This window comes from Thioalkalivibrio sp. AKL10, assembly GCF_000381845.1.
In the GTDB taxonomy this organism is placed as follows: domain Bacteria; phylum Pseudomonadota; class Gammaproteobacteria; order Ectothiorhodospirales; family Ectothiorhodospiraceae; genus Thioalkalivibrio; species Thioalkalivibrio versutus.
This window is the reverse complement of record NZ_KB907143.1, coordinates 23,744-49,956: the sequence shown is the minus strand read 5'-3', so window position 1 is coordinate 49,956 and position 26,213 is coordinate 23,744. Positions and strand designations below refer to the sequence as shown.

Here is a 26,213-nt window from a genome sequence, read left to right as displayed (position 1 = left end):
CGGGCATGTGGGGCACCTCCCCGCTCCCGTCACAGCGAGGAGGCGCAGCCGAAGTGGCAGTCTTTTGGGGGCCACCCCGGCCCGGGGACCGCGTCGGGAGATCGCTTACAGCCGCTCGCGATGGCGAGTGACGCGACCCTGTCGTTGCGCAGCCCCGCAGGGGCCGAGGCAAGCTCCGGAAGCAGGCCCGGTGCACGGCGCGCCCATTACCCTCGTCGCGAGTGCTTTATACTCGCGGGCCATTGGGGAACCGGGCGGGAGATTCGGGTGGACAAGGCAGAATCAAGGAAGACGCGGCGGGCGGTCGTCGCTATTTTGCGGGCCGGGCTGCTGCTGGCGCTGGCAGCCATCACCGCTGGGTGCTCCATGCTGTCGCCCTCCCCGCCCGATGACCAGAGCAACATCTGCGAGATCTTCCGCGAGCAGCCGCGCTGGTACGATCATGCGCGGGATTCCGAGCGGGAATGGGGCACGCCGATCGCGACCCAGATGTCGTTCATCCAGCAGGAGTCCTCCTTCCGCAGCCACGTGCGCCCGGACCGCGAGCGTCTGCTCGGCTTCATCCCGTGGAGCCGCCCCTCCTCCGCCCGGGGCTATGCCCAGGCCCAGGACCCGGTCTGGGGCGAGTACCAGGACGATGCCGGAAGCCGCTTCGCGCGACGTTCGCACATGAAGCACGCGACCGACTTCATCGGCTGGTACAACGCCCGCACCCAGCGCATGACCGGGGTGTCGCTGTACAACTCGGAACACCTCTACCTCGCCTACCACGAGGGCCAGGGCGGCTATAACCGCGGCAGCTACCAGAGCAAGCCGCAGGTCCGGGCCGCGGCCCGCCAGGTGGCGCAGCGCGCCGACCGCTACGAGTCCCAGCTACAGAGCTGCGAGTCCGAGTTCCGCTGCCGGCGCTTCTACCAGGTCTGGCCGTTCTGCCGGCAGTAGCCGAACCGACGAACGCCATGCCTGCCCCGGGAGATCCCGGATAACCGCTGCGCGGTTTCCGGGATGACGGTGCTTTTGGACACGGGCACGCGCCCCAAGCCCAGCATCTCGTCATCGCGAGCGCCGCGAAGCGAGCACCCCACGCGTCCCCGGCGCCGGGGTAACCCCGACAGACTGCCACGTCGGCTACGCCTCCTCGCAGTGACGGGGATGTATGTTCCCGGCCGCTCCACCATCCCGTCATTGCGCGCATCGCGAAGCAATCGGCCAACGCCGCCTCCGGCGTCGGGGCATCCTCAACAGACTGCCGGCGTCGGCTGCACCTCCTCGCGGTGACACAGCCCCAACCGCCCCACCAGGGCCACGCCTCCCGTCATCGCGAGCGAAGCGAAGCGATCTCCCAACGCTGCCTCGCCGCCGGAAAGCACCCCCAACAGACAGCTACGTCGGCTGCGCCTCCTCGCAGTGACGGACAATGAACTGGCCGGGCGCGTCACAAATCCCGTCATCGCGAGGCGCGCAGCGCCGTGGCGATCTCCCGACGCAGCCACCGGCGCCGGGGCACTCCCTGAAGCCAGCGACGCCACGTGCGCGACTCGCGGTGGCGGAGCCCCTCGCTCCGAGCGCAACGCGTGACGGGCGCACTTGAGGGAACCTCGCCGCCTGTGTTCCAGTCTTCCGGGACACCCCCTTTGGCCGAGACAAGGACGCACCATGAGCGACAATCCCACCGCAGGCTTTCGCTTCAACCACACCATGCTGCGCGTGAAGGACCCGCAGAAGGCGCTGGACTTCTACCAGCGCGTGTTCGGCATGGAGCTGGTGAAGACCCTGGACTTCCCGGAGTTCGAGTTCACGCTCTACTTCCTCGCGCAGCTTGGCGAGGACGAACCGCAGCCGCCGAAGGACGCCGGCGAGGCCACCCGCTGGATGTTCAGCCAGCGCGGCATCCTTGAGCTGACCTACAACTACGGCACCGAGAACGACGCGGACTTCCACTACCACGACGGCAACGAGGAACCGCAGGGCTTCGGCCACATCTGCTTCTCGGTCCCGGACCTGGACGCCGCCGTGCGCTGGTTCGACCAGAACAACGTCGAGTTCGTGAAGCGCCCCGACGAAGGCGGCCTGAAGGACATCGCCTTCGTGAAGGACCTCGACGGCTACTGGATCGAGATCCTCGAACCCGCCCGCCTGACCGGACTCGGGCGCTAACCCGGCTATCGCGGGCACCCGCACGCCCGGGATCGGCGGGCACAAAAAAGGGGCCTTGCGGCCCCTTGCTCCCACCTGGGGAGAACGGCCCCGCCCGTAACCGGGCGAGGCTGCTGGTTGGTCCGGATCAGACCTTGGTGTAGCGCAGGTAGGAACGGATCTCCTCGAAGCCCTGCGGGAACTTCTTCTGCGCGTCCTCGTTGCTGACCGTCGGCGGGATGATCACGCGGGCGCCCGGGGTCCAGTCAGCCGGGGTTGCGATGCCATGCTTGTCACCGGTCTGCAGCGCATCGATCACGCGCAGGATTTCGTCGAAGTTGCGGCCCACCGACATCGGGTAGGTCATCATCAGACGGATCTTCTTGTTCGGGTCGATGATGTAGACCGAACGCACGGCGGCGGTCTCGCTCTCGCCCGGGTGGATCATCTCGTAGAGCTCCGAGATCTTCTTGTCGGCATCCGCGACGATCGGGAACTCCAGCGTGGTGTCCTGGGTGTCGTTGACGTCTTCAATCCACTTGTTGTGTTCCTCGACGGTATCCGTCGACAGACCCAGCGGCTTGGTGTTGCGGTCCGCGAACTGCTTGGCCAGTTGCGCGGTGCGGCCCATCTCGGTGGTGCACACCGGGGTGAAGTCGGCCGGGTGGCTGAAGAAGAAGCACCAGGAGTCGCCGATCCATTCGTGGAAATCGATCTTGCCCTTGGTGGTATCAATCTGGAAATTCGGTGCGGTATCGCCCAAACGCAGTGCCATGATGTAACTCCTTTCGGTTTAGATAGTGATTCGGAAGCTCATGGGGCCTTGCCTCCATGTACGTTCTACTTTATACGCCCTTCCGAATTTCGTGAATTACTAATTAATTAACGTCCCGATAGTTTTCCCCTAACGATGAGCCGGGCAGGGTTTGCGCCCATCCGGCCCAACGCGCGCCCACTCACATGCGGCGGAACAGCTCCACGAGGTCCTCGCGCATGTCCTGGCGACCCATCTCCTCGGTCGTGAAGCTCTCGCCGTCGAAGTTCACACCCAGCATCACCGCCTGCCCCGCATCCAGGTCGGGCTGGAGCGCCACCATGTTGATCCCCTGAAGATAGTCGGCCACGGCCGTGTCTGCCTCCGCGACGGCCTGGACCTGCTTCTGCATCCAGGAGGAGATATGCAGCACCAGCGTGCCGTCCCATTCGGAGGCCGCGAGTTCCTGCAGATAGGCGTGGGCCAGGGCCACGTTTTCGTCACGCGCGAGATTTCCCCCGAGTGCGAGATAGGCCACGTCCTTGTCCGAGGTCACGCGCACCGCGGCCGCGGCGTCGTCAGCGGAGCGCAGGGTGGCGATGCGGAAGCCGGCCTGCGGATCGGCCGACAGCATCGACGCACCCAGCCCACCGGCCAGGGCGCCGCAGACGGCGGACGGGTTGTTGATCACGGCCATCGAACCGGCCCCCATCTCGTTCACGATGGCCTGGCCGATGCCGGCACTGGCCATCGAGCGGATGGTCTGGTGCTCGCCGAACGACAGCGGCTCGGCCGAGGCCAGCATCGGAGTGGCCAGCAGGACGGCGGACAGGGAGAGGGTCATTGCAGACTTTTTCATCAGAGACTCCAGTCTTTCGGGTGCATCGGTATATCGCTTTTTCCTGATTCTTCTGGCGGTATGCATGCAGCCCCGTCCTTGGTGACGGGCCGGTGCCGGACATCCGACCGCGGCCGCGGACGCCGCTTCAAGCCGGGCGGGGCGCGTTACCAAGCCCGCCCGGACGGGCAATTTCAGTCCCGTTCGTCGGCGTCGTCCTCGAGCTGGCTCAGGCGCCGGTACAGGCTGCGCTCGCTAATCCCCAGGGTCTTCGCCAGCGCCCGGCGGTCCCCGGGATACACCGCGGCCGCGTGCCGCAGGTATTCGCGCTCGATTTCGTCCAGCGGGCGCAGTGACTGCGGATGCAGCAAGCCGTCCAGGGCACCGGCCTCCGCCCCGCTCGGGGACTGCCCTCTTTCCCGCACGCGATCCGGAAGATGTTCCGGACGGATCGCCTCGCCGTCCGCCAGCAATGCCGCGCGCTCGAGGATGTTACGCAGCTCGCGCACGTTGCCGGGGAAGGAATACTGCTTGAGGATTCGCAGGGCCTCGTCTTCGAGGCGTGGGGGTACGGCCAGATCCAGGCGCTCGCCGAGGGCTTCTACCAGCAACGGGAGATCCTCGGCCCGCGCGCGCAGCGGGGGCACCTCGATCGGGAAGGTGTTGATACGGTAGTAGAGGTCCTCGCGAAACTCGCCGGCCCGGACCATGGATTCGAGATCGCGGTGGGTCGCACAGACCAGGCGGAAATCCGCCCGCCGCGACTCGACACCCCCGACACGGCGATAGGCGTGGGTCTCCAGCAACCGCAGCAACTTGACCTGCTGGCTCAGCGGGATATCCCCCACCTCGTCGAGAAACAGGGTGCCGCCGGCCGCCGTCTCCACCAGCCCGGCCTTGGCCGAGGTCGCCCCGGTAAACGCCCCCCGCTCATGGCCGAACAGCTCGCTTTCGAACAGGGTTTCGGTCAGGCCGGAGCATTCCACGGGCACGAACGGCAACTTCTGGCGCGGGCTCGCTTCGTGAATGGCGCGCGCGATCAGTTCCTTGCCCGTACCGGACTCGCCGAGCAGAAGGGCGGAGGCATTGCTCGGCGCCACCCGACTGATCATCCCCAGCATGGCATTGAAGGCCTTCGAGCGACCGACCAGCCCGCCACTCCCCGCCTGCGGCGCCGAGACGGGCATGTGGTGCAGCCGTTCGATCAGGTAGCGGATCTCGCCGCCCTCGCCCCGGATCGGCAACAACTCGACATCCACGTGCTCGCGCCCGGTCTCGGTGTGGTGCACATGCAGGACGCGTTCGCGGTGACCACTGCCCAGGGCCGCCCGCAGGGGGCAGGATTCGCCGGCCTCGTCGCAGGGGCGGCGGAAACTATGAGAAGCCTCGAAACAGGTGCGACCCGAGCCGTCTCGGTCAGTCCCGTAGACACTCTGGTAGGCCCCATTGGCGGCCAGGATGCGGTAGTCCGGCGACAGCAGGATCGCCGGCTCCCGGAACCCCTCCAGTACCTGCCGCAGGGTCTCGACATGCATGTCCTGCGGTTCCGGCGCTTTCTTCGTGATGCTCGTCACTTCGCCTCGCACAAGGGAGTCCAGGAATGCGGTTCCGATACTCGTCACGTCACCGTCGCGCTGCCCAATAGACACGTTCAGTCGAGTGATTGTCAACGGCATGGAGTCACTCCCATAGGTTGCGACAGCATTGAAATCCGGTCTCCGGACGGCGCCGGCGGGTCGGCCGCGACCCACCGGCGTGCTCGCGCGCGCCCGGACAGACCTAGTGATAGCCGGTCTCCGGGGTCACCTTCCCGCGGAAGACCCAGTAGGTCCACGCCGTGTAGCCCAGGATGATCGGGATCACGAACAGCGCGCCCACCAGGATGAACAGCTGGGCATCCGGCGACGAGGCGGCGTCCCAGAAGGTGTAGTCCGGCGGCACCACGTACGGCCACTTGCTCACCAGCAGGCCCAGGTAGGTCGTGATGAACAGGGCAATCGTGGCGACGAACGGGATCCCCTCGTCGCGCCGGCGCACCGCGCGAATCAGAATCCAGGAAGAGAGCAGCGCCAGGGCCGGGAGCACCCAGAGGTACTGCCAGGTTCCCATCCAGCGCTCCATCACCTTCGGATCGATGAACGGGGTGATGAGACTCACCGCGCCGAACACCAGCAGCACGGCCGCCAGCATCCAGGGCGCGACGCGGTAGGCAAAGGCCTGCGTCTCGCCCTCGGTCTTGACGATCAGCCAGGTGGCCCCCAGCAGGGCATAGCCCGCCAGCAGCCCGATCCCGGTGAGCACGGTGAAGGGCGTCAGCCAGTCCAGCGGTCCGCCGGCAAAACTGAACCCGTCCATCTCGAAGCCCTGGATGTAGGCACCCACGACCGCGCCCTGGGCGAAGGCCGCCACCGCCGAGCCGATCGCGAACGCGGCATTCCACAACCACTTGGAGCGATGCGCCTTGAAGCGGAATTCGAACGCGACACCGCGGAAGATTAGCCCCGCCAGCATCAGGAAGACCCCGATATAGAGCGCCGGCAGGAACACCGAGTAGACCAGCGGGAAGGCCGCCAGCAGCCCGGCACCCCCGAGGATCAGCCAGGTCTCGTTGCCGTCCCATACCGGGGCGACCGAGTTCATCATCACGTCGCGCGAGGTCTCCCCCGGGGCGAAGGGGAAGAGGATCCCCACCCCGAGGTCGAACCCGTCCATCAGCACGTAGGCGATGACGCCCACGGCGATGATGACGACCCAGATCAGTGTGATATCAATCGTGGTTTCCATGACTTAGCTCCTTTCACCGCTTACCGCGGCGTCATCGATCCAGGTATCGGCGGCCGACAGGGGACGCTTGGCGTGCGCCGCTGCATGCGTGGCATCGGCCGGTTCCGGGCCCTGGCGCACGATGCGCACCAGGTAGTAGACGCCCCCGGTGAACACCGCCGCGTAGACCGCGACGTAGCCGATCAGGGTGAACAGGGCCATGCCGCCGGTCAGCGCCGGGGTAATGCCCTCGGCGTGGTTCATCACACCGTACACCAGCCAGGGCGCGCGCCCCGTCTCGGTCACGAACCAGCCCGCGACCACCGCAAAGAACGGCGCCGGGATCATCCAGGACAGCCCCCTGAGGAACAGCGGGGAGGCGTACATCCGGCGGCGGAAGCGCAGCCAGGCACCGGCCAGGGCGAACAGGATCATCACCATGCCGATCGCGACCATGATGCGGAACGACCAGAAGGTGATGCCCACCGGCGGGCGTTCCTCCGCGGGGACCTCCAGCAGACCCGGCACCTCGCCATCCATCTCGTGGGTCAGGATGAAGCTCGCCATCTTCGGGATGCCGATCTCGAAGTGATTGGTCTCGTTGGCCGAGTCCGGGATGGCGAACAGCAGCAGCGGTGCGCCGCGTTCGGTCTCCCACACGCCTTCCATCGCCGCCACCTTGGTCGGCTGATGCTCGAAGGTATTGAGGCCGTGGATATCCCCGACCACCAGCTGCGCCGGGGCCGCGAACAGCAGCACCCACATGGTGGTGCCCAGGGCCTTGCGATTCATCACCACGTCGCGCTGGCGCAACAGGTACCAGGCCGAGACCCCGGCGACCACAAAGCCCGCCGTCAGCAGCGAGGCCAGGCCCATGTGGAAGAAGCGCGGCCAGAAGCTCGGGTTGAAGATCGCGGTGATCCAGGAGGTGACGTGGAACACACCGTCCTGCAGTTCGAAACCGACCGGCGTCTGCATCCAGCTGTTGGCCACCAGGATCCAGAACGACGAGATGAACGTGCCCAGCGCAACCATCAGCGCCGCGAACAGATGCACGCCCTGCGGGACCCGGTCGCGCCCGAACAGCAGCACCCCGAGGAAGGCCGCCTCCAGGAAGAACGCGGTCAGCACCTCGTAGGACAACACGGGCCCGAGGAAATTGGCCGTGGCGTAGGAGAACGCGCTCCAGTTGGTGCCGAACTGGAACGACATCACCAGCCCGGAGACCACCCCCATGCCGAACACCACCGCGAAGATCTTGATCCAGAACTTCGAGATCTGGGTATAGAGCGTGTCGCCGGTCTTCCAGGCGCGGAATTCCAGAAACGCGATAAACGAAGCCAGCCCGATCGTGAAGACCGGGAAGATCGCGTGAAACGAAACAACAAACGCGAACTGGATTCGCGATAGCAGTATGGGGTCGAGCTCCATGGCCTTTCCTCCGTCGTCAGGGGCACGCCGAAATGACGTATCGATGAATCCCTAACAAGTACCGTGCCAGACTGCCTGTCCGGACCACGGCGACGGGCTGTAAGCTGTAAACCAGTGTTTCCCCCCCGGGCCGACGCCAGCCAACGCCGCCTCGGTGCTGCCAAATGTGTCAGTCGGGTCGCGCATGACTGTCATAAGTGGCAGCCTGATGGCGCCAATACCGGCACACAAGGCCCGGTGGAGGGGCCTGCCGGTGTTGGCATGTAACTTGTAAGCAATCCGTCACACGAAGCGCCTGCAAGACGGCGCGACCATCGCAACTGACCCGCCCGGTCTCCGGCGCGGCAGACGGATACGCGGAGAGAGCCATGCATCATCCCGAAGACCCGAAGCATCCCGAGATTGAAAAGGCCCTGGCCCGTCAAGCCGACGAGACGCTGCGGGGCCTGTCCCGGCGCGATTTCCTGAAGATCGCTGGCGCCGCCGGCCTGGTGTCGGCGACCGGCGTACAGGCCGCCCCGGCCCGCGCGGCGGTCTCCAGCCAGGCCCGCATCGTGGTGCTGGGCGGAGGTGCCGCGGGCATGACCATGGCCGCCCGCCTCCGCGACCTGCTGGACGGGGCCCGGATCACGATTGTCGAGCCAAGCGAGATCCATCATTACCAGCCCGGCTGGACCCTGGTGGCCGCGGGCGTCTACTCGGTGGGCGAGGTCCAGCGCCGCAACGAACGCTACATCCCGCGCGGGGTGGAATGGGTCCGCTCCGCGGTGGCAGCCATTGATCCCGAGTCGCAGCGGGTCGAGACCACCGGCGGCGACCGGCTGGACTACGACTTCCTGGTGGTCGCGACCGGGCTGCACCTGGATTACGAGGCGATCGAGGGGCTGCGGCGCGAGGATATCGGCCGTCCCGGGCTGACCAGCCTGTACGCCAGCGCCGAGGCCGCACGCGATGCCTACGAGCAGATCCATGCGTTCGGCGAGAACGGCGGGGTGGCACGTTTCACCATCCCCAATACGCCGATCAAGTGTGCCGGTGCGCCGATCAAGGCGACCTTCATCGCCGATGACCTGCTGCGCTCGGCCGGTCAGCGCAACGGGGCCGATTTCCACTATCACACGGCATCGGACACCCTGTTCAGCGTGCAGCGCTTCGACCACATGGTGCGCGACCTGTACGCCGAACGCGGCGTGAGCGTAAACGACGGCGGCGCCTTGCTGGCGGTGGATGTCGACGCCCGCCAGGCCCAGTTCCAGACCCGCGATGGCGGCCGCGAGACCGTGGACTACGACTACCTCCACGTAACGCCGCCGATGCGCGCGCACGACTTCGTCCGCGAGGCCGGGCTGGCAGTCGAGGACGGCCCCCTGGCGGCCGGCGGCTGGCTGGCGGTGGATGACCGCACGCTGCAGCACACGGACTACCCAAACATCTTCGGTGCCGGTGACGTCGTCGCAACCGCGATCGGCAAGACCGCCTCCACCGTGCGCTCGCATGGCGCAGTGATGCCCGACAACCTGGTGGACGTGATCCAGGATCGCGAGCCGTCGCGCCAGTTCGACGGCTATACCTCCTGCCCGCTGATCACCGAGGTGGGCAAGGCGGCGCTGGTCGAGTTCGACTACAGCCTGGAGGAGGTCCCGACCTTCACCTTCCTGGACCAGGGCGCCCCAAGCTGGATGTGGTGGCGCCTGAAGGTCCACATGATCAAGCCGCTGTATTTCAACATGCTGCGCGGGCGCTATCTGCGATAGTCGATGACGCAAGTGCCCGGAACAGACGCGGAGGCGACAGACGCCCGGACCTCGCCGGGCCCATGGCTGCGCGCGCGCCAGCGGCCGCACCGCCGCTGGCTTGTGCTAAGTGCCACCAGCACGCTGGTGGCGACATTGGCCACCATTGCCCTGGCGGGGCTCGTGGCCTGGGCGGTCCACGGCACCCTGTTCGCCCCCGAGGCCCCGTACCTCCCGGGCATCCTGCTCGCGGGCCTCGGGTTGCTCGCCCTGCGCTATGCCGCCCAGGCCCTGCGGGATCTGGCCGGACACCGGCTCGCCTTTGCGGTGAAGCAGGAGCTGCGCGCCGATCTCCTGCGCCAGGCCCGGCAGGCTGGACCAGCGCGGCTGGCCGGGCAGACCACCGCGGGCGCCTGGGCGGAGCAGTTCCAGACGCGGGTGGATGACCTGACCGGCTACTACGCCCGTTACCTGCCGGCGCGCCAGGCCGTCATCCTGACGCCGCTGGCCATCCTGGTCGCGGCACTCTGGCTGGACTGGCTCGCCGCCCTCCTGTTGCTGCTCGCCGCTCCGCTGATCCCGGCGTTCATGGCGATCGTCGGCATGGGCGCGGAACAGATCCACCGGCGTCAGCAGGAGGAGGAGAACCGCCTGGCGGGGCACTTTCTCGACCGTATCCGCACCTTGGACTGGCTGCGCCGGGCCCGTGCCATCGCCGCGACCGAGACGGAGGTCGTCGAGCGCAGCCACCAGCAACGGCGCCTGACCATGCGCACCCTGCGGGTCGCGTTCCTGTCCTCGGCGATCATGGAATTCTTTAGCGCGGTCGCGATCGGCATGGTCGCGATCTACATCGGCTTCGCCCTGTTCGGCGCCATCGACTACGGCCCGGCCGGCGACATCACCCTGTTCACCGGGTTGTTCGTCCTGCTGCTGGCGCCGGAGTACTTCCTGCCGCTGCGCCAGTTCGCCCAGAGCTACCATGACCGCGCCGGCGCCCTGGCGGCGGCGGAGAGCCTCGCCCCCGCGCTTGCATCACCCACCGGCCCCGAGGCGTTGGCCGAGGCCACCGAATTCAATAGCGAGGACGTGACCGGCCCCTGGCTGCAACTCGAGGGCGTCACGGTGCACTACCCGGGTCAGCGCACGCCGATCCTGAAGGCTCTCGACCTCGAGATTCAAACCGGGGCGCATCTCGCGCTGACCGGGCCCAGTGGCAGCGGCAAGTCCACCCTGCTCGCGGTGTGTGCCGGCTTTCTCACCCCCACCACGGGCACGGTACAGCGCCATCCCCAGGCCCGGCAGTTCGCCTGGATCGACCAGGACGCCCATCTGTTCCACGGCAGCCTGCGCGATAACCTGCAGCTCGCCCGCCGCGACACGATCGCCGACGCGGAGATGGCCACGGCACTGCAACAGGCCGGCCTGCCGCTCGACGCACCCGAGCTGCCCGACGGCCTGGATACCGCCATCGGCGAGGCCCGGCGCGGGCTCTCCGGCGGTCAGGCCCAGCGGGTCGCGGTGGCGCGCGCCCTGCTCTCGGGGCATCGGCTCTGGCTGCTCGACGAACCCACCAGTGCACTCGACCCGGACACCGAACAGGCCCTGCTCGACACGCTGTTTCGGCTGGCCGAGGCCCGTGGCCTGACGCTGGTGATCGCGAGTCATCATGCCGCCATCCACAAACGCTGCCCGCAACGCCTGGACCTGGCGCCCGCGACACCGGGGGCGCGCCATGCGTAACGGAACCCGCGCGGAACTGGCCTTTCTGCACCGCGTATTCCGCCAGCGCCGGGGCTGGTACTGGGGTGCCTGGGGACTGCTGGCGCTGACCTGGATCGCCGGCATCGCCCTGCTGGCATTGTCCGGCTGGTTCATTACCGCCACCGCCCTGGCCGGCGCGGGCCTGCTGGCCACACTCGACCTCTACGTGCCCTCCGGCGGCATCCGTACCGCCGCGATCAGTCGCACCCTGGCGCGTTACTTCGAACGCCTGGTCAGCCACGAGGCGGTGCTGCGCAGCCTGGCCGACCTGCGCGGACGCAGCTTTCGCGGCCTCGCCGCGCTGCCCATGGAACGCATTCGCGCCTACCGCAGCGGCGACCTGCAGACCCGCCTGACCGGCGACATCGACACCCTCGATGCGATGCCCCTGCGGGTGGTCGGCCCCATGATCGCGGCGGCACTCAGCCTGGTGGTCACGCTGGGTATCGCCGTCTGGCTGGCACCCTGGCCCGCCGCGGTCGTACTCGCCACCTCCGGTGTCGCGACGCTCGCGGTCTCCGCCGTGCTCGCCCTTGCCGGGCAGCGCCGCAGCCACGCGCTGGTGCAGGCCCGGGCCGGCGAGCGCGTTGGACTGTTTGACTTCATTGGCGGCCTGGCCGAGTTGCTGGCCTACGACCGTGCCCGCGAGCACGAGGCCCGCCTGCGCCGGGGAAACGACGCCTACGCGCTCCGGCAACGGACGCAGGAGGCGTTCGGGGTCGGCTCCGAGCAGATCGTGCAGGCCGTGGTCGGCGCCTCCGCCCTGCTGATGCTGGTGCTGGCACTGGGCTGGTATCGCGACGGGGTACTGAGCGCGCCGGTCGCGGTGCTGCTGCCGCTGATGACCCTGGGCCTGGGCGAGGTCCTGGGCAGCCTGCCCGGGGCATGGTGGCGTGCCGGAGAGAGCCTGGAGGCCGCCGGGCGGGTGCAGCATCTGGAGGCGGCCCCCACCCATACCCCCGCACCCGCCGAGTACGTGGACCCGACCCCGCCTGACGAGGCCCCGGCGCTACACGCACAGGGCCTGACCATTGGCTTTCGCCACGAGCGCCCGTTGCTCGGCCCCCTGGACCTCGAACCCGCGCGTGGCTATCCCCTGGTGATCAGCGGGGCGAGCGGGCACGGCAAGAGCACGCTGCTGGACACCCTCGCCGGCGAACTCCCGCCCCTGGCCGGTACCGTAGCGCTCGGCCACGACGATCTGGCAAGAATCCCGACCGATGCCCGCTACCGCCACATCAGCTACCTGCCCCAGGGCCTGCAACTGCCGGACACGACTCTCCGAAGCATCCTGTCCCCGGCGCACAGGTCGTTGAGTGATGCCGCACTGTGGGAGGCTCTGGAACAGGTCGATCTCGCCGAGGCCGTGCGCGGCACCGACGAAGGTCTGGACTACCGCATCGGCGAGGGCGGCGCGTCCCTCTCCGGCGGTCAGCGCCGCCGTCTCGCCCTGGCGGCGGTCGTCCTTCAGGACCGGCCGGTCGTCCTGCTCGACGAGCCGTTTTCCGGTCTGGATACCCCCACGCAACAACGAGTGGTGGAACGACTGCTGCCCTGGCTGCAGGACCGTCAGTGCATCCTCGTCACCCATGCCCCGGGACAACTGCCGGCCCGCTGGCCGCGCCTCGAGCTCGCGAAACCGCTCGGCCGGAGCTAAGGCCGGCGACGGGACCTCGCAGCGAAACGTGCCCGACACACCGGCACCCGACTTTCGGTGGCCGCACAAACAGGTTCGGATCACGAAGCAATGGGGGACGGGCTGGGGGACGAACGCCGGGGCCAGACGTGCGAAAGGGGCCACTCGGGCCCCTTCGCAGGATTTGACGGAGAGTGAGGATTACGCCCGGCTGCGCCGGTCGCCCTTCGGGCCGCCTACGCTACGCTGCGGCGTTCCGGTGTCGCTACGCGCCACCGGTCGAACCATCGTTCTTACTTGTATCTCGGGTTCGAATCCCGGAAATCTCGGGGGCCAGACATGCGAAAGGGGCCACTCGGGCCCCTTCGCAGGATTTGGCGGAGAGTGAGGGATTCGAACCCTCGATGGGCTTTTGACCCATACTCCCTTAGCAGGGGAGCGCCTTCGACCACTCGGCCAACTCTCCGGAAACGCGGCACAGGATAAGGCCTTGGGCCTTCAAATGAAAGGCCCGGAAGGCTGATCGCAGCCTCCGGGCCTTTCGCTTTCCTTACGGGAGGTTCAGTCGTCGCGTGCGCCTGCCGCGGCACCACCCGCCCCAGTACCACCGCCACTGGAGTTCTCGCCGCCGCCCTCACCACTGGCGACGTTCGCTTCACGCTGAATGCGCTGAAAGATTTCCTCGCGATGGACCGCGACGTCCTGGGGTGCGTTGATGCCGATGCGGACTTGATTGCCCTTGACCCCCAGGACGGTGACGGACACATCATCGCCGATCATGAGGGTCTCGCCCACACGCCGAGTCAAAATGAGCATGCTCTTCTCCGCAGTGCCTGTGTCGGACGGAGTCGGTCGTCCGGTAACCGTTTTACGGTCTGTCATCCTTAACCGTCCTCCTGTTGACCGACTGGGGTCTGTTCGAGTTCAAACGCATCGTGCAATGCACGCACTGCAAGTTCGAGGTACTTCTCATCTACGACCACGGAGATCTTGATCTCCGAGGTGGAGATCATCCGGATGTTGATGGTTTCGCGCGACAGGGCCTCGAACATCTTGCTGGCGATGCCCGCGTGCGAACGCATACCGACCCCGACCACCGAGATCTTCACGATGTGCGTATCCCCGGAAACCTCGCGGGCGCCCAGCGCTTTCGCGGCCGCCTGCAGGATCTCCAGGGCCTTGTCGTAGTCATTGCGATGGACGGTGAACGTGAAGTCGGTGGAATTATCCGCCCCGACGTTCTGCACGATCATGTCCACCTCGATATTGGCGTCCGCGATCGGGCCAAGGATGCGATGCGCGACCCCCGGCTGATCGGGGACGCCCTGAACCGTCAGCTGGGCCTCGTTCTGATTGAACGCGATACCCGCAACCAGCGCCTGTTCCACTTGCGCATCCTCCTCCGTGGTAATCAGGGTTCCCGGGCCTTCCTCGAACGAGGACAGCACTCGTAAAGGGACGTTGTACTTGCCGGCAAATTCCACCGCGCGGATCTGCAGCACCTTGGAGCCCAGGCTGGCCATCTCCAGCATCTCCTCGAAGGTGATGCTTTGCAGGCGGCGGGCCGTCGGCACCAACCGCGGATCGGTGGTGTAGACGCCGTCGACATCAGTATAGATGCGGCATTCGTCGGCCTTCAGCGCCGCGGCCAGCGCCACCGCGGTGGTATCCGATCCGCCGCGGCCCAGGGTGGTGATCGCACCCTCCTCGTCCACGCCCTGGAATCCGGCCACGACCACGACACGCCCGGCCTCGAGATCGCCACGCACCCGGGCATCGTCGATGCTGCGGATACGGGCCTTGTTGTGCGCACTATCCGTACGGATAGTCACCTGCGCCCCGGTGTAGGACCGCGCATCACAGCCCCGCGCCTCCAGCGCCATCGCCAGCAGCGCGATGGTGACCTGCTCCCCGGTGGACAGCAGCACATCCAGTTCGCGACCGTCCGCGCGCGGATTCAATGCATGCGCCAGGCCCAGCAGGCGGTCGGTCTCGCCGCTCATCGCGGAGACCACGATCACCAGCTGATGGCCTTCCTCGCGCAGCTTCAGCGCACGTTCCGCCACCGCCTGGATGCGTTCGGGCGAGCCCACCGAGGTGCCGCCAAATTTGAGTACCAGCAACGCCATTTCAAGATTCCGTTCCGTGCCCGGTCCTTGCGACCGTCCGGACAGGGCGCACCCCATCCATTAGCGTTTACTTAAGAAGCGGGCATTAAACACCAACTGGCCGCCGCATTAAAGCCCACCGCCCCGGCGAACCCCGCGCAGGGCCCCGTCATTGCGAGGCCCCGACGGGGCCGTGGCAGCCTCCGTCCAAAACCACCGGATCGCGCCGAACCCTCCGGCACCGGGGCTGCCCTCGGAGATCGCCACGGCGCTACGCGCCTCGCGACGACGGGAATGGACGATCAGGCGCGTTCGCGCACCCAGGCCTCCACCGAGGCCAGGGCCGCGTCCAGCTTGTCCGGGCTCTGGCCGCCGGCCATCGCCATGTCCGGACGGCCGCCGCCCTTGCCGTCGACCTGCGTAGCGACATGGCCCACCAGATCCCCAGCCTTGAACTGGCCGGTCTCGGCCTTGGTCACACCGGCCACCAGGCTGACCTTGCCCTCGCCTGTCGCGGTGCCCAGCACCACCACAGCCTTGCCGAGCTTCTGCTTGAGCTGGTCGACCATGTCGCGCAGGGCCTTGGGCTCCACGCCCTCGACCTTGGCGGCCAGCACCTGGATGCCGTCGACATCCTTGGCCTGCGAGCCGAGGTCGTCGCCGGCCTGGCTGGCCAGCTTACCCTTCAGCTGCGTGACCTGCTTCTCCAGCTCGCGGGTACGCTCCTGCAGCTGGGCAACCTTGTCGGCCGCCTCGCCGCGCCCGGCGCGCAGGCGATCGGCGATCGCGTCCAGGTGGCCGATCTGCTCGTCCACCCAGCGCAGGGCGACCTCGCCGGCAACCGCCTCGATACGCCGGATGCCCGCGGCCACCCCGCCCTCGGAGGTAATGCGGAACAACCCGATGTCGCCGGTGCGATCCACGTGCGTGCCACCGCACAGCTCCACCGAGGTGCCGATCTTCAGCACGCGTACGCGATCACCGTACTTCTCGCCGAACAGCGCGACCGCGCCGGACTCCATCGCGGAGTCGATGTCCATGACGTTGGTATCGGTGGCCTCGTTGGCCAGGATCTCGGCGTTCACCTGGGCCTCGATGGAGCGCAGCTGTTCTTCGGTCAGCGGTTCCATATGGGTGAAATCGAAGCGCAAACGATCCGGGTCCACCAGCGATCCCTTCTGTTGCACGTGGTCGCCCAGCTGATCGCGCAGCGCCTTGTGCAGGAGATGAGTGGCCGAGTGGTGGCGGCGGATGTTCTCGCGGCGGGGGCCTTCCACCGCGGCCTGCAGGGTCTGGCCGCGCTCCAGTGTGCCGGCGCGGACCTGGCCTACGTGGATGTGCGCCGCACCCTGCTTGCGGGTGTCGGAGACCTGGAAGCGCACGCCGGAACCGCTGAGCGTACCGACATCGCCCACCTGGCCGCCGGACTCGCCATAGAACGGCGTGCGGTCCAGTACCACCAGCCCCTCGGCACCGACTTCCAGGCGATCGACGGCCTCGCCATTCTGGTACAGCGCCAGCACGCGGCCCTCGTCGTCCACCGTCTCGTAGCCGGAGAATTCGGTCGCGACATCGACCTGCGGCAGGCCGCCGTCGTCCATCGAGAAGTGGCTGGCCGCACGCGCCCGTGCACGCTGGCCGGCCATGGCGGACTCGAAGCCCTCCATGTCCAGCTCCAGCTCGCGCTCGCGCGCAATGTCGCCGGTCAGGTCCACCGGGAAGCCGTAGGTGTCGTAGAGCAGGAAGATGGTCTCGCCGGGGATCACCTTGCCCTCGAGATCGCGCAGGTCCTCTTCCAGGATCTTCATGCCCTTGTCCAGGGTCTCCAGGAACTTGCGCTCTTCCTTTTCCAGGACCTTCTCGACCTGGGCCTGCGCCTCGGCCAGCTCCGGGAAGGCCTCGCCCATCGCGCGCACCAGGTCGCCCACGGTCTGGTAGAGGAAGGCGTCCTGCGCGCCGACCTTGAAGCCATGGCGCGCGGCGCGGCGGATGATGCGGCGCAGCACGTAGCCACGCCCCTCGTTCGACGGCAGCACGCCATCGGTAATCAGGAAGGCGATGGAGCGAATGTGATCCGCGATCACGCGCAGCGAGGCGGAATCCTTCTTCGTCGCACCGGTTACCCGTGCGGCGGCCGCGATCAGGTCCTGGAACAGATCGATCTCGTAGTTGGAATGCACGCCCTGCAGCACAGCCGCCAGGCGTTCCAGACCCATGCCGGTATCCACGGACGGGCGCGGCAGCGGGTTCAGCGTGCCGTCCGCATCGCGGTCGTACTGCATGAACACCAGGTTCCAGATCTCGATGTAGCGATCGCCGTCCTCGTCCGGCGAACCGGGCGGGCCACCCGCGACCTCCGGCCCGTGGTCGTAGAAGACCTCGGTGCAGGGGCCGCAGGGGCCGGTTTCGCCCATCTGCCAGAAGTTGTCGGAACCGCCGTCAGGGTCGTCGCCGATACGGATGATGCGTTCGGCCGGGACCTTGATCTCGTCGGCCCAGACCTTGTAGGCATCATCGTCGGTCTCGTAGACCGTGACCCACAGCTTTTCCGGCGGCAGGCCGATGGTGTCGGTCAGGAACTGCCAGCAGTAGTGGATCGCGTCGCGCTTGAAGTAGTCACCGAAACTGAAATTGCCCAGCATCTCGAAGAAGGTGTGGTGCCGCGCGGTGTAGCCGACATTCTCGAGATCGTTGTGCTTGCCGCCGGCGCGCACGCAGCGCTGGCTGGACACGGCCCGGGTGTACGGGCGCTTCTCGCGCCCGAGAAACACATCCTTGAACTGCACCATGCCCGCGTTGGTGAACAGCAACGTGGGGTCGTTGCCGGGCACTAGCGGGCTGGACGGCACGATCGTGTGTCCGTGCCCTTCAAAGAATTCGAGGAAACTCCGGCGAATGTCGGCGCTTTTCATGCGGTTCCGATAGCAATGGGGTCAAACCCGGAATGCTATCACGCAAGCGCCCCACCCGCGTATTGCCGGGCCCGTCTTCCGGCCATCTTCCTAGTCATTGCGAGGCCCCCAAAAGGGGCCGGAGCGATCGTTTGGGACATGCCCCGCCGCCGGATCCGGTGGCCATGGACACGGATTGCTTCGTCGCGGTGCTCCTCGCAATGACGGGGCTCGAAAAACGTCATCGCGAGGCCCTGAAGGGGCCGTGGCAATCGCTGACGGTTCGCGCAGCGGCTGGATCAGGTGGTTCCGGACGCAGATTGCTTCGTCGCTGCGCTCCTCGCAATGACGGGGCAAGAACAACGTCATTGCGAGGAGCGCAGCGACGAAGCAATCTCCATCGGGACCCAACCGATGCAAGAACCACGACTCCGGTCGCCTATCGCCGGGTCCCGTAGGACCCGGGAGCCCTACAACGCCTTACCGATACTCAACCCACAATATCGTCGAACAGGTCGCGCCACTCGGGGTTCGTCTGCTCGATCAGCGCGACCTTCCTGCGGCGCGGACCCGCTTTCAGCTGCTTCTCGCGCTCGATCGCGGAGGTCATTTCCTCACAGGATTCGAACCAGACGAGCCGATGCAGACCGTAACGGCTGGTGAACCCGGACGCCTCGCCCGAGCGATGCTGCCAGACCCGCTGCACAAGGTTGCTGGTCACCCCGACATAAAGCGCCCCGTCACGGCGGTTGCTCATGATGTAGACACAGGGCTGTTTCATCGCTCCCTCCCTGGGCGACGGGGCATGGGTACTCACCGGCCGAGAATCCTTTCGGCCGTTTACTACGGGGACGCTAGCACGCCCCCAACACCAGCACGTCATTGCGAGGCCCCGAAGGAGCCGTGGCAATCACTGGCGGTTTGTTCGACGTCTGGATCCGGTGGCTCTGGACGCAGATTGCTTCGTCGCGGTGCTCCTCGCAATGACGGGGCTCGAGAAACGTCATCGCGAGGCCCTGAAGGGGCCGTGGCAATCGCTGACGGTTCGCGCAGCGGCTGGATCAGGTGGTTCCGGACGCAGATTGCTTCGTCGCGGAGCTCCTCGCAATGACACTGGGTCTCAGGGCTCGTCTTTCCAGGCGGCGAGGGCCTGGTGGGCGACACCGCCGGGGAATCCGCGACCCGCGAGGTGGCGAAGATAGCGGGCCTCGTCCTCGCGGGTCTCGGGCGGATGACGGAAGTGGCGTTCGAGCTGGCCACGGGCCTGGTCGATCCAGTCGATCTCCAGGGCATCGATGGCGGCGTTCACGGTGTCGTTGCCGATGCCGTTGTGGGCCAGTTCGGCGCGGATGCGCTGTTCGCCGTAACCCTGTTCGGTACGGTGGCGGGCCATGAAGTCCGCGTAACGGGTATCGCTCAGATAGTCGAGCTCGCGCGCACGCTCCAGCGCGGCGTCCACGGCATCCCGTTCGAAGCCGCGCTCACCGAGCTTGCGCGCCAGCTCCAGACCGGAGTGTTCACGCCGAACCAGCAACCGCAGGCCCACCTCAAGCGCAGCCTCGGGGTCGGCCGGGTCAGCCTTGCTCCTCGACCGGGGCATCGACCGGCACGTCCTCTACCGTGGCCTTGTTGCGCTTGGGCAGCAGGCGTTCGCGCAGCGTCTTTTCGACTTCCTCGGCGATGTGCGGGTTGTCCTTCAGGTACTGGCGGGCGTTTTCCTTGCCCTGGCCGATGCGCTCGCCGTTGTAGCTGTACCAGGCGCCGGCCTTGTCGATCAGGCCTTCCTTTACGCCCATCTCGATGATCTCGCCAACGCGGGAGATGCCCTCGCCGTAGAGGATCTCGAAATAGGCCTCGCGGAACGGGGGCGCCATCTTGTTCTTCACGACCTTCACACGGGTCTCGTTGCCGATGACCTCGTCGCCCTTCTTGATCGCGCCGATGCGGCGGATGTCCATGCGCACGGAGGAGTAGAACTTGAGCGCGTTGCCGCCGGTGGTGGTCTCGGGGCTGCCGAACATCACGCCGATCTTCATGCGGATCTGGTTGATGAAGATGACCAGCGTGTTGGAACGCTTGATGTTGGCGGTCAGCTTGCGCAGGGCCTGCGACATCAGCCGCGCCTGCAGGCCGACGTGGGAGTCGCCCATCTCGCCCTCGATCTCGGCCTTGGGCGTCAACGCGGCCACCGAGTCGACGACCACGACGTCGATCGCGCCGGAACGCACCAGCATGTCGGAGATCTCCAGGGCCTGCTCGCCGGTATCCGGCTGCGAGACCAGCAGGTCGTCCACGTTCACGCCCAGCTTCTCGGCGTAGGTCGGGTCCAGTGCGTGTTCGGCATCGACAAACGCGGCCGTACCGCCGGCCTTTTGCGCCTCGGCGATCACCTGCAGGGTCAGGGTCGTCTTGCCCGAGGATTCCGGCCCGTAGATCTCGACCACGCGCCCGCGCGGCACACCGCCGATGCCGAGCGCGATATCCAGTGCCAGGGAGCCCGTGGAGATCGCGGGGACGTCCACCGCCTCCTGATCGCCCATGCGCATGACCGCGCCCTTGCCGAATTGGCGTTCGATCTGCCCGAGTGCGGCGGTCAGGGCCTTCTTGCGATTGTCGTCCACGGTATGCCTCCCGATACTTGCTGCGATGGTTTCCGACCCGTTGCCCAAGACGGGGCGGATACGGGGCCGCAGTATCCCACAGGGCGGGGAGTGACCCAACCCGTGATCGTGCAGGGACAAAGGACTTGCACAAGACACCCGCGGCGCGGGAGCCAAGCCGCCTGGCCTGCGGGCGGGACGCTTGGGTTGGCCCGGGTCACGGCCCCGGGCCAACGAACCGGGCACCCGTCACCGATCCATGGGGTTTCCGGGTTCGTCGGGACCCGCCGCGGGGGGCACGGCACGACGCCTCCGGGTTTCGTCGTCGTGCAGGTGAACATCCATCTGCGGAAAAGCGATCTCGATCCCCTGTTCGCGGAAACGCTTGATGATCGCGGTGTGGAGCCCGCTCAGCGTGACCAGCCGGTCCGCCATCTGGCAGACGAACACTCGCAGTTCGAAATTCAGCGCGTTATCGCCAAACCGGAGGAAATACACTACCGATTCGGGATCCTCCAGGACGTGCGGGTCATCGTGGGCCACCTCCAGCAGGGTCTCCCGGACAAGATCGACATCGGACGCATAGCTGACCCCCACCGGGATCACCAGCCGCGTGGTGGTGTCGCTCAGAGTCCAGTTGATCAGATGGTCGGAGATGAACGTCTTGTTGGGAACGACGATCTCCCGGTTGTCCCAGTCGACGATCGTGGTAGCACGGCCCCGGATCTTCGATACCGTCCCGCTGTATTCGCCAACGGTGATGGTATCGCCCACCCGGACCGGGCGCTCCAGCAACACGATCAGCCCGGCAACGAAGTTGGCCACGACCTCCTGCAGACCAAAACCCAGACCGACGGTCAGCGCCGCCACCAGCCACTGGATCTCGCTCCAGCGCAGGCCCAGAAGCGAAAACACCACGATAACCGCCACCACGGCCAGCAAATAGCGCAGGAGCATGGTGAACGTGTAGCGCCCGGGCGCATCCATCTGCGTGCTGCGCGACAGCAGGATCTCCACCAGCCCCGGCAAGTTGCGCGCGGACAACAGAAACAGCAGCCCCAGAAACCCAGCCAGCAACAGATCCTGGAGGGACACGCTGGTGAGGATCTCGCTCTCGCCGATCTCGATCGTGCGCGACCACAGTGTGATCCCGTCCAGCCAGGCCAGGGCCGGCAGGATGTCCGACCACACCCACAACAGTCCCACTACCGTGCCGCCCAGCGCCGCCACCCGCAGCAGCGTGCGGCTTTGCAGATTGACGTCCTCCATGCTCAGCTGCGGCTCGGGGACGTCCAGCCCAGTTTCGCCGCCGCTGCCGCCCTCGGTGACCGCCTCCTGCTCGCGCCGCTCACGGTTCCGGAGCAGCGCGAGCCGCATCTCTCCCAGGACGAGCCACCGGGCCGCCAGGCTGTAACCAAGACCGACAACAATCAGCACCAGCACCGTCCCGATCAGATGCCGCAGGAGCTCGGCCACGGTGTACAGATAACCGGCCAGGGCAAGGGCCGCCAGGCCCACCACCATCACGATCACGAGCCCCCGCAGCAATAACCGGCGGCGCTCGTCCAGCGAGCCGCCTTTCGAACCGTCCGGGACCGGCGCCAGAAGCAGCCAGGCCACCATCGCAAAATTCACGATGACCGCCAGGAGTGCCAAACGGCCATAAAGATCGAATACCTCGTCGCTCGGGTGCCCGAAGGCCAGGGCCACGAACAGGAACAGCAGGGTCTGCACCGGAAGAAACCAGTGCAGGTGACGATACAGACGCGTCAGCAATGGCTCGGGCCAGCCGAAATGCACGGTCCCGACCCCATGGCGGCTGATGAAGAGCAGCAGGAGGTGGCCCGCCATCCACCACACCGAAACCGTGATCAGTGCCAGGGACAGGACCTCCACTGCAAAACCCGGCTCCGGGACCGCATGCAACTGGAATGAGAGAGTCAGCAGCAGAAACGGCACGGGTAAAACGCGCAGCAGACTCCACCCCAGGGCCCGGACGGTGACCGCAATACTGTCCGTGTAGCGGTGACGGGTCGTTTCGGCGAGACGCTCCAGATGCCGGTGGACATTGCGCCCGGCGAGATACAGCAACCCCGCCACCAGCAGAATGAACCCGATGAACCATGGCCGGTGCAGCGTCTGGCGCAGGAATGTCTCCCGCAACTCCGCCCAGGCGGCGGGGTCCACCAGCGCCAGGGTCGCGGCCGGCGCCCGCTCGAACCACGCGACCCCGACCGGGGAATGGCTTGGCCACCAGAGCAACGCTTCTTGCAGGATCCGGTCGAGCTCCGCCACCAGATCGACGACCGCACGCAGCCGCAGGTCGGCCTGGCGCAGTTGTTCGGTCCGCGCCTCCTCGGCATGCAGCTCCGCATTCAGGGTCTGGCGGCGCAGCTCGCGCAAGGCCGCACGGGCCGCGGGTTCCCATTCCGCCACCGGGTCCGCCGGCAGCACAGCCAGACGCTCGCGCAAGCTGATGGTCCGTAACTGCGACTGCGCCAGCTCCCGCTCCAGATCACGTAGCTGGAAACGGACCTGGTCAAGATCGCGCAGGCGTCGCTGCTCCTCCAGGAAGACCCCACCCAGCGCCTCGGTCAGACCACTGATCTCCAGACGTTCGTGGACATGGGACAGGGATTGCGCCAGTTCGCGCTCGACCCGGACCAGCCGGTCACGCTCATACTGCAGGGTGCGGGTCTGTGCCTGGGCCTCTGCGATGCGGTCGAACGCCGCATGCAGTTCCTCGATTTCCTCCGCATGGTGCAGCTGCGCTTCCGGCTGACGCTCCAGCAGGGTACGCAGCTCCGCCCGCAGTTCCTGCAGTTCCTCGCTGGACAGTTCGGTCAACCGGACCTCCAGCCGACTCTGCAGGACACTCTGCCAGCGCGCCTCCAACTCCAGACCGCGGATCAGCAGGCCCCGCCCCTGCATCCGCGGCGGCAGCGAAACGGCATCCAGCTGCGCCGCAAGCAGGCGAGCATCCGCCTGTCGCGCCCGGGCCTCCTGCACGGCTGCGTGAGCCTCCGTCCATTCGACCTCCTCGGGCAGCGGCTGTGGCCCGTCCTCCAGCTCCTGACGCTCCCGGCGCAGGCGTTCCAGGGTCTCCGCCTGAACCTCCGCCTGCTCTTCCAGTTGCGCGTGCAGGATGCGCTGGTCATCGAGTTCCGCTTCCAGTCGCTCGCGGTCGCGCCCCACCCGTTCCAGCTCATCCTCGATGCGGCGGATCGAGACCTCTTCGCCCAGCCCGGCCGGGAATGCCCCGACCCCGTCCAGACCCTGTTCCAACTCGCCCAGACGCTCCGGCACCTCCCGGGCGGTGGTCGCACGGTCCAGCGCTCCCCGCACTCGCTCCACGGCCGCCTGCTCGTACTCGCGGGCCTCCTCCCACAGTGCCCGTTCCGCTTCCGCCCGGTCCTCGTCAGCGCTGCGCGCCTCGAGCTCGTCCAGCGGACTGGCCTCCAGCCACTCCTCCGCCGGCTGGGTATCCACGGCTTCCAGAAGCTCGGGGAGACGGTCGCGGAAAACGGCCAGATCGGCCTCCAGGGCCGCCTCTTCCGCCGGGCTGACCACCACCGGCGAGGATGACTCCGGATCCGCGTCCGCCCCCGCCAGTGGACCGGCCACCACCAACAACAGGGCGATCCCAAGAAACGCGAGCCGCCACGTCCGGCGGCCCTTGTTGCATCCGTCGATCCTTCTCATGATCTACCTGTCCGCGAACCCGCCCGCCGTCGACTTGCGATCCCGCCCCGCCCGGCATACTCCGCGCGTTCCGGGGCATACGACCTCCGTATGCACAACATATACCGTATACCGCGTTGCCCCGGTTCGCCTGCCCGGTTCTGTGACTGCGTTAATCCCGCAGCGGTATCCGCGACCGCGATCCCGGCGGCCATGCAACCCCGACGCCGCGGAACGGACGCCGGCACACACCCGCGCAATCGGGCCCCCCGCCCCGAACGCGGCCCACACAGGCGTGACCCCGCACACGTTCCGGCGCGGGGTTCAGGGCGAAATTCGGGGTCTGTGAGCCAGTTGGCTTGCGAGGATCAAAGGGGGCGAATAGCGTTTCCTGCGAGCACCCCCCCCCCCCCCTGTGTGCTCGACGCCCCGCGCCTCCAGAGGCCGGGGCGTTTTCATTGGCGGGGCCCGTGTGCCCAGGAGACTCCAGGTGCGGCGCGTGCAGGCGTTACGACTCCCTTGTGCCGGGTGACTGCACGGCGGTCACCGCGCCTTGTTCGCACGCAAGACCGACTCGCGCGCGAACGGGTCCCTTGATCAGGGTTTCCCTAGTGCGCCAGCAGTTCGCTCAGGGCATGCAGCATGGACTGCAGGCGGACCTCGTGGCGTTCGCCATCGAAATGGCAGGTCTCGACACGGGCATCCTGGCCTCGCTGTTGCCAACCGAAGCAGACCGTACCGACCGGCTTGGCGTCGGTCCCGCCCCCGGGTCCGGCGATTCCGGTGACCGAGAGCGCGTGATTCGCCCCGCTGCGGGCCAGCCCACCCTCGACCATTGCACGGGCCACCGCCTCGCTGACGGCGCCGTGTTGCTCGATCAACTCGGGCGGCACGCCAACCATCGCGGTCTTGGCGGCGTTCGAGTACGCCACCCAGCCGCATTCGAACCACTGCGAGCTACCCGGAATATCCGTCATCGCCTGCGCGATGCCGCCGCCGGTGCAGGATTCCACGGTGCACAGGCGTTCGCCCTTCGCCATCAGGCGCTCGCTCAGGTCATAAACCAGGGCCGACAGGCTCGGGGCGTCGGACTCGCGGAGGGTCAGGAGGGTGGTGCTCGATTCTGCCGTCATGGGGCGATCATCCCTCCAGATCGAAGGCGACCGCAACCCGCCAGCCGTTGCCGGATGCGCCCTCGACAGGGGCGCAGCGCACCACGCGGCCGTGACGCTCAAGCCCTTCCAGGCGACCGTCCGGGCTAGGCACCGAGACCGTAATGCCCACACCGGCATCGGTCTCGCGCTGCGCCACAAAGGCGCAACCCATGGCGGAGAGGTCCTCCAACTGCACGCTGATGGACTCGCCACTGGAGCGCCAGGTGACGCGCGCCGCCGTGCTGACCTGCATCCGCCGGTGATCGCGCCGATCCTCTTCCCCGATCATGCTCGCCTCCTCCCTGACATCGCGTCACTTGCGCTGTCCCGAGTGTGGCACAACTCCCGCACCTGACCCAGCTGCCATGCCGGGCACCGCATCCGTATACTGCGCATCTGCCCGAATCGAGCGCCGCCGGACCGATGAGCGCCGCCGCCCATACGCCGATGAGATGCCGCATTAGCCGGGCCAATCGCGGGCAGACCACGCCACAGGGCCATGCCAGCCGCGCGAGCGCCGGCCCCCTGCTTGAGGGCGTTACAGGCAGGGGTATGGAGCGTTAGTTGGCCTGCTTGCGGTCCGCATGGGCGCGGGATAGCGTGACTGAAGAGCACCGCCCCCCTGTGTGCTCGGCGCCCCGTGCCCCCCCCCCTGAGGCCGGGGCGTTTCTCGTTGGGGTACGGAGCCCGCACGGGAGCACGGGGGATTGCCAACCGATGCATC

General features: G+C 67.1%; 19 protein-coding genes and 1 tRNA gene. 5 read left to right on the top strand and 15 right to left on the bottom strand.

What is annotated here, in order from left to right:
* The first annotated feature begins 366 nt into the window (after window positions 1-366).
* Both G333_RS0105965 and gloA read left to right on the top strand, forming a co-directional pair.
* On the top strand, window positions 367-942 hold the full coding sequence (locus tag G333_RS0105965) for a lysozyme-like domain containing protein (RefSeq protein ID WP_231362682.1): 576 nt from the start codon (window positions 367-369) through the stop codon (window positions 940-942).
* Window positions 943-1,656: 714 nt separating this feature from the next.
* Window positions 1,657-2,157 (top strand): lactoylglutathione lyase, encoded by a 501-nt coding sequence (gene gloA / locus G333_RS0105960; protein ID WP_018168649.1) that lies wholly within the window; start codon window positions 1,657-1,659, stop codon window positions 2,155-2,157.
* 127 nt (window positions 2,158-2,284) lie between these two features.
* Here gloA and G333_RS0105955 read toward each other — a convergent pair whose 3' ends face one another.
* The 5 genes from G333_RS0105955 to G333_RS0105935 form a co-directional block, all read right to left on the bottom strand.
* Entirely contained in the window at window positions 2,285-2,911 is a 627-nt protein-coding gene (locus tag G333_RS0105955) for a peroxiredoxin (protein ID WP_017941735.1), read from the bottom strand.
* A 181-nt stretch (window positions 2,912-3,092) separates the two neighbouring features.
* On the bottom strand, window positions 3,093-3,749 hold the full coding sequence (locus tag G333_RS0105950) for a hypothetical protein (RefSeq protein ID WP_026340907.1): 657 nt from the start codon (window positions 3,747-3,749) through the stop codon (window positions 3,093-3,095).
* A 173-nt stretch (window positions 3,750-3,922) separates the two neighbouring features.
* Window positions 3,923-5,404, bottom strand: a complete 1,482-nt coding sequence (locus tag G333_RS0105945) for a sigma-54-dependent Fis family transcriptional regulator (protein WP_026340906.1) — start codon at window positions 5,402-5,404, stop codon at window positions 3,923-3,925.
* Between the two features lie 103 nt (window positions 5,405-5,507).
* Window positions 5,508-6,512 carry a cytochrome d ubiquinol oxidase subunit II gene (cydB, locus tag G333_RS0105940; RefSeq protein WP_018950732.1) on the bottom strand — a complete coding sequence of 335 codons (1,005 nt, stop codon included), beginning with the start codon at window positions 6,510-6,512 and terminating at the stop codon, window positions 5,508-5,510.
* A gap of 3 nt (window positions 6,513-6,515) precedes the next feature.
* Window positions 6,516-7,922, bottom strand: a complete 1,407-nt coding sequence (locus G333_RS0105935; RefSeq protein ID WP_019627947.1) for a cytochrome ubiquinol oxidase subunit I — start codon at window positions 7,920-7,922, stop codon at window positions 6,516-6,518.
* Between the two features lie 368 nt (window positions 7,923-8,290).
* Here G333_RS0105935 and G333_RS0105930 point away from each other — a divergent pair, with 368 nt between their 5' ends.
* The 3 genes from G333_RS0105930 to cydC are packed head-to-tail and all read left to right on the top strand — an operon-like array spanning window position 8,291 to window position 13,076.
* Window positions 8,291-9,676: an NAD(P)/FAD-dependent oxidoreductase gene (locus G333_RS0105930; protein WP_018177056.1), complete on the top strand. Its 1,386-nt coding sequence runs from the start codon at window positions 8,291-8,293 to the stop codon at window positions 9,674-9,676.
* Window positions 9,677-9,679: 3 nt separating this feature from the next.
* Window positions 9,680-11,398 carry a thiol reductant ABC exporter subunit CydD gene (gene cydD, locus G333_RS0105925; RefSeq protein WP_026340905.1) on the top strand — a complete coding sequence of 573 codons (1,719 nt, stop codon included), beginning with the start codon at window positions 9,680-9,682 and terminating at the stop codon, window positions 11,396-11,398.
* The gene (cydC, locus tag G333_RS0105920; protein ID WP_026304851.1) at window positions 11,391-13,076 is read left to right on the top strand and encodes a thiol reductant ABC exporter subunit CydC; all 1,686 of its coding nucleotides are present in this window, start codon (window positions 11,391-11,393) and stop codon (window positions 13,074-13,076) included. The genes cydD and cydC overlap by 8 nt, the downstream gene beginning before the upstream one ends.
* A gap of 354 nt (window positions 13,077-13,430) precedes the next feature.
* On the opposite strand, the gene G333_RS0105915 is transcribed toward cydC, so the two are convergent.
* The 10 genes from G333_RS0105915 to G333_RS0105870 form a co-directional block, all read right to left on the bottom strand.
* Window positions 13,431-13,521, bottom strand: a tRNA-Ser gene (locus G333_RS0105915).
* Window positions 13,522-13,616: 95 nt separating this feature from the next.
* Window positions 13,617-13,871 carry a carbon storage regulator CsrA gene (gene csrA, locus G333_RS0105910; protein ID WP_018144301.1) on the bottom strand — a complete coding sequence of 85 codons (255 nt, stop codon included), beginning with the start codon at window positions 13,869-13,871 and terminating at the stop codon, window positions 13,617-13,619.
* Between the two features lie 68 nt (window positions 13,872-13,939).
* Window positions 13,940-15,184 (bottom strand): aspartate kinase, encoded by a 1,245-nt coding sequence (locus G333_RS0105905; protein WP_018144302.1) that lies wholly within the window; start codon window positions 15,182-15,184, stop codon window positions 13,940-13,942.
* Window positions 15,185-15,465: 281 nt separating this feature from the next.
* Entirely contained in the window at window positions 15,466-18,075 is a 2,610-nt protein-coding gene (gene alaS / locus G333_RS0105900; protein WP_019627945.1) for an alanine--tRNA ligase, read from the bottom strand.
* Between the two features lie 469 nt (window positions 18,076-18,544).
* The gene (locus G333_RS0105895) at window positions 18,545-18,835 is read right to left on the bottom strand and encodes a GIY-YIG nuclease family protein (RefSeq protein ID WP_018950725.1); all 291 of its coding nucleotides are present in this window, start codon (window positions 18,833-18,835) and stop codon (window positions 18,545-18,547) included.
* A gap of 339 nt (window positions 18,836-19,174) precedes the next feature.
* Complete coding sequence (locus G333_RS0105890) at window positions 19,175-19,654, bottom strand: regulatory protein RecX (RefSeq protein WP_026313031.1); 480 nt, start codon at window positions 19,652-19,654, stop codon at window positions 19,175-19,177.
* Window positions 19,629-20,675, bottom strand: a complete 1,047-nt coding sequence (recA, locus tag G333_RS0105885; RefSeq protein ID WP_018144305.1) for a recombinase RecA — start codon at window positions 20,673-20,675, stop codon at window positions 19,629-19,631. The genes G333_RS0105890 and recA overlap by 26 nt, the downstream gene beginning before the upstream one ends.
* A 228-nt stretch (window positions 20,676-20,903) precedes the next feature.
* Window positions 20,904-24,224 carry a mechanosensitive ion channel domain-containing protein gene (locus G333_RS0105880; RefSeq protein ID WP_026340904.1) on the bottom strand — a complete coding sequence of 1,107 codons (3,321 nt, stop codon included), beginning with the start codon at window positions 24,222-24,224 and terminating at the stop codon, window positions 20,904-20,906.
* A gap of 719 nt (window positions 24,225-24,943) precedes the next feature.
* Window positions 24,944-25,468, bottom strand: coding sequence for a CinA family protein (locus G333_RS0105875; RefSeq protein ID WP_019627943.1), 525 nt, complete (start codon window positions 25,466-25,468; stop codon window positions 24,944-24,946).
* Between the two features lie 7 nt (window positions 25,469-25,475).
* On the bottom strand, window positions 25,476-25,778 hold the full coding sequence (locus G333_RS0105870) for a PilZ domain-containing protein (protein WP_018649858.1): 303 nt from the start codon (window positions 25,776-25,778) through the stop codon (window positions 25,476-25,478).
* Between the last annotated feature and the right edge of the window lie 435 nt (window positions 25,779-26,213).

Excerpts from the sequence above, each read along its gene's own strand:
- G333_RS0105965 (WP_231362682.1), top strand. The coding sequence starts at position 367 with ATGCTGTCGCCCTCCCCGCCCGATGACCAGAGCAACATCTGCGAGATC.
- gloA (WP_018168649.1), top strand. The coding sequence starts at position 1,657 with ATGAGCGACAATCCCACCGCAGGCTTTCGCTTCAACCACACCATGCTG.
- G333_RS0105955 (WP_017941735.1), bottom strand. The coding sequence starts at position 2,911 with ATGGCACTGCGTTTGGGCGATACCGCACCGAATTTCCAGATTGATACC.
- G333_RS0105950 (WP_026340907.1), bottom strand. The coding sequence starts at position 3,749 with ATGAAAAAGTCTGCAATGACCCTCTCCCTGTCCGCCGTCCTGCTGGCC.
- G333_RS0105945 (WP_026340906.1), bottom strand. The coding sequence starts at position 5,404 with ATGCCGTTGACAATCACTCGACTGAACGTGTCTATTGGGCAGCGCGAC.
- cydB (WP_018950732.1), bottom strand. The coding sequence starts at position 6,512 with ATGGAAACCACGATTGATATCACACTGATCTGGGTCGTCATCATCGCC.
- G333_RS0105935 (WP_019627947.1), bottom strand. The coding sequence starts at position 7,922 with ATGGAGCTCGACCCCATACTGCTATCGCGAATCCAGTTCGCGTTTGTT.
- G333_RS0105930 (WP_018177056.1), top strand. The coding sequence starts at position 8,291 with ATGCATCATCCCGAAGACCCGAAGCATCCCGAGATTGAAAAGGCCCTG.
- cydD (WP_026340905.1), top strand. The coding sequence starts at position 9,680 with ATGACGCAAGTGCCCGGAACAGACGCGGAGGCGACAGACGCCCGGACC.
- cydC (WP_026304851.1), top strand. The coding sequence starts at position 11,391 with ATGCGTAACGGAACCCGCGCGGAACTGGCCTTTCTGCACCGCGTATTC.
- csrA (WP_018144301.1), bottom strand. The coding sequence starts at position 13,871 with ATGCTCATTTTGACTCGGCGTGTGGGCGAGACCCTCATGATCGGCGAT.
- G333_RS0105905 (WP_018144302.1), bottom strand. The coding sequence starts at position 15,184 with ATGGCGTTGCTGGTACTCAAATTTGGCGGCACCTCGGTGGGCTCGCCC.
- alaS (WP_019627945.1), bottom strand. The coding sequence starts at position 18,075 with ATGAAAAGCGCCGACATTCGCCGGAGTTTCCTCGAATTCTTTGAAGGG.
- G333_RS0105895 (WP_018950725.1), bottom strand. The coding sequence starts at position 18,835 with ATGAAACAGCCCTGTGTCTACATCATGAGCAACCGCCGTGACGGGGCG.
- G333_RS0105890 (WP_026313031.1), bottom strand. The coding sequence starts at position 19,654 with ATGCCCCGGTCGAGGAGCAAGGCTGACCCGGCCGACCCCGAGGCTGCG.
- G333_RS0105875 (WP_019627943.1), bottom strand. The coding sequence starts at position 25,468 with ATGACGGCAGAATCGAGCACCACCCTCCTGACCCTCCGCGAGTCCGAC.
- G333_RS0105870 (WP_018649858.1), bottom strand. The coding sequence starts at position 25,778 with ATGATCGGGGAAGAGGATCGGCGCGATCACCGGCGGATGCAGGTCAGC.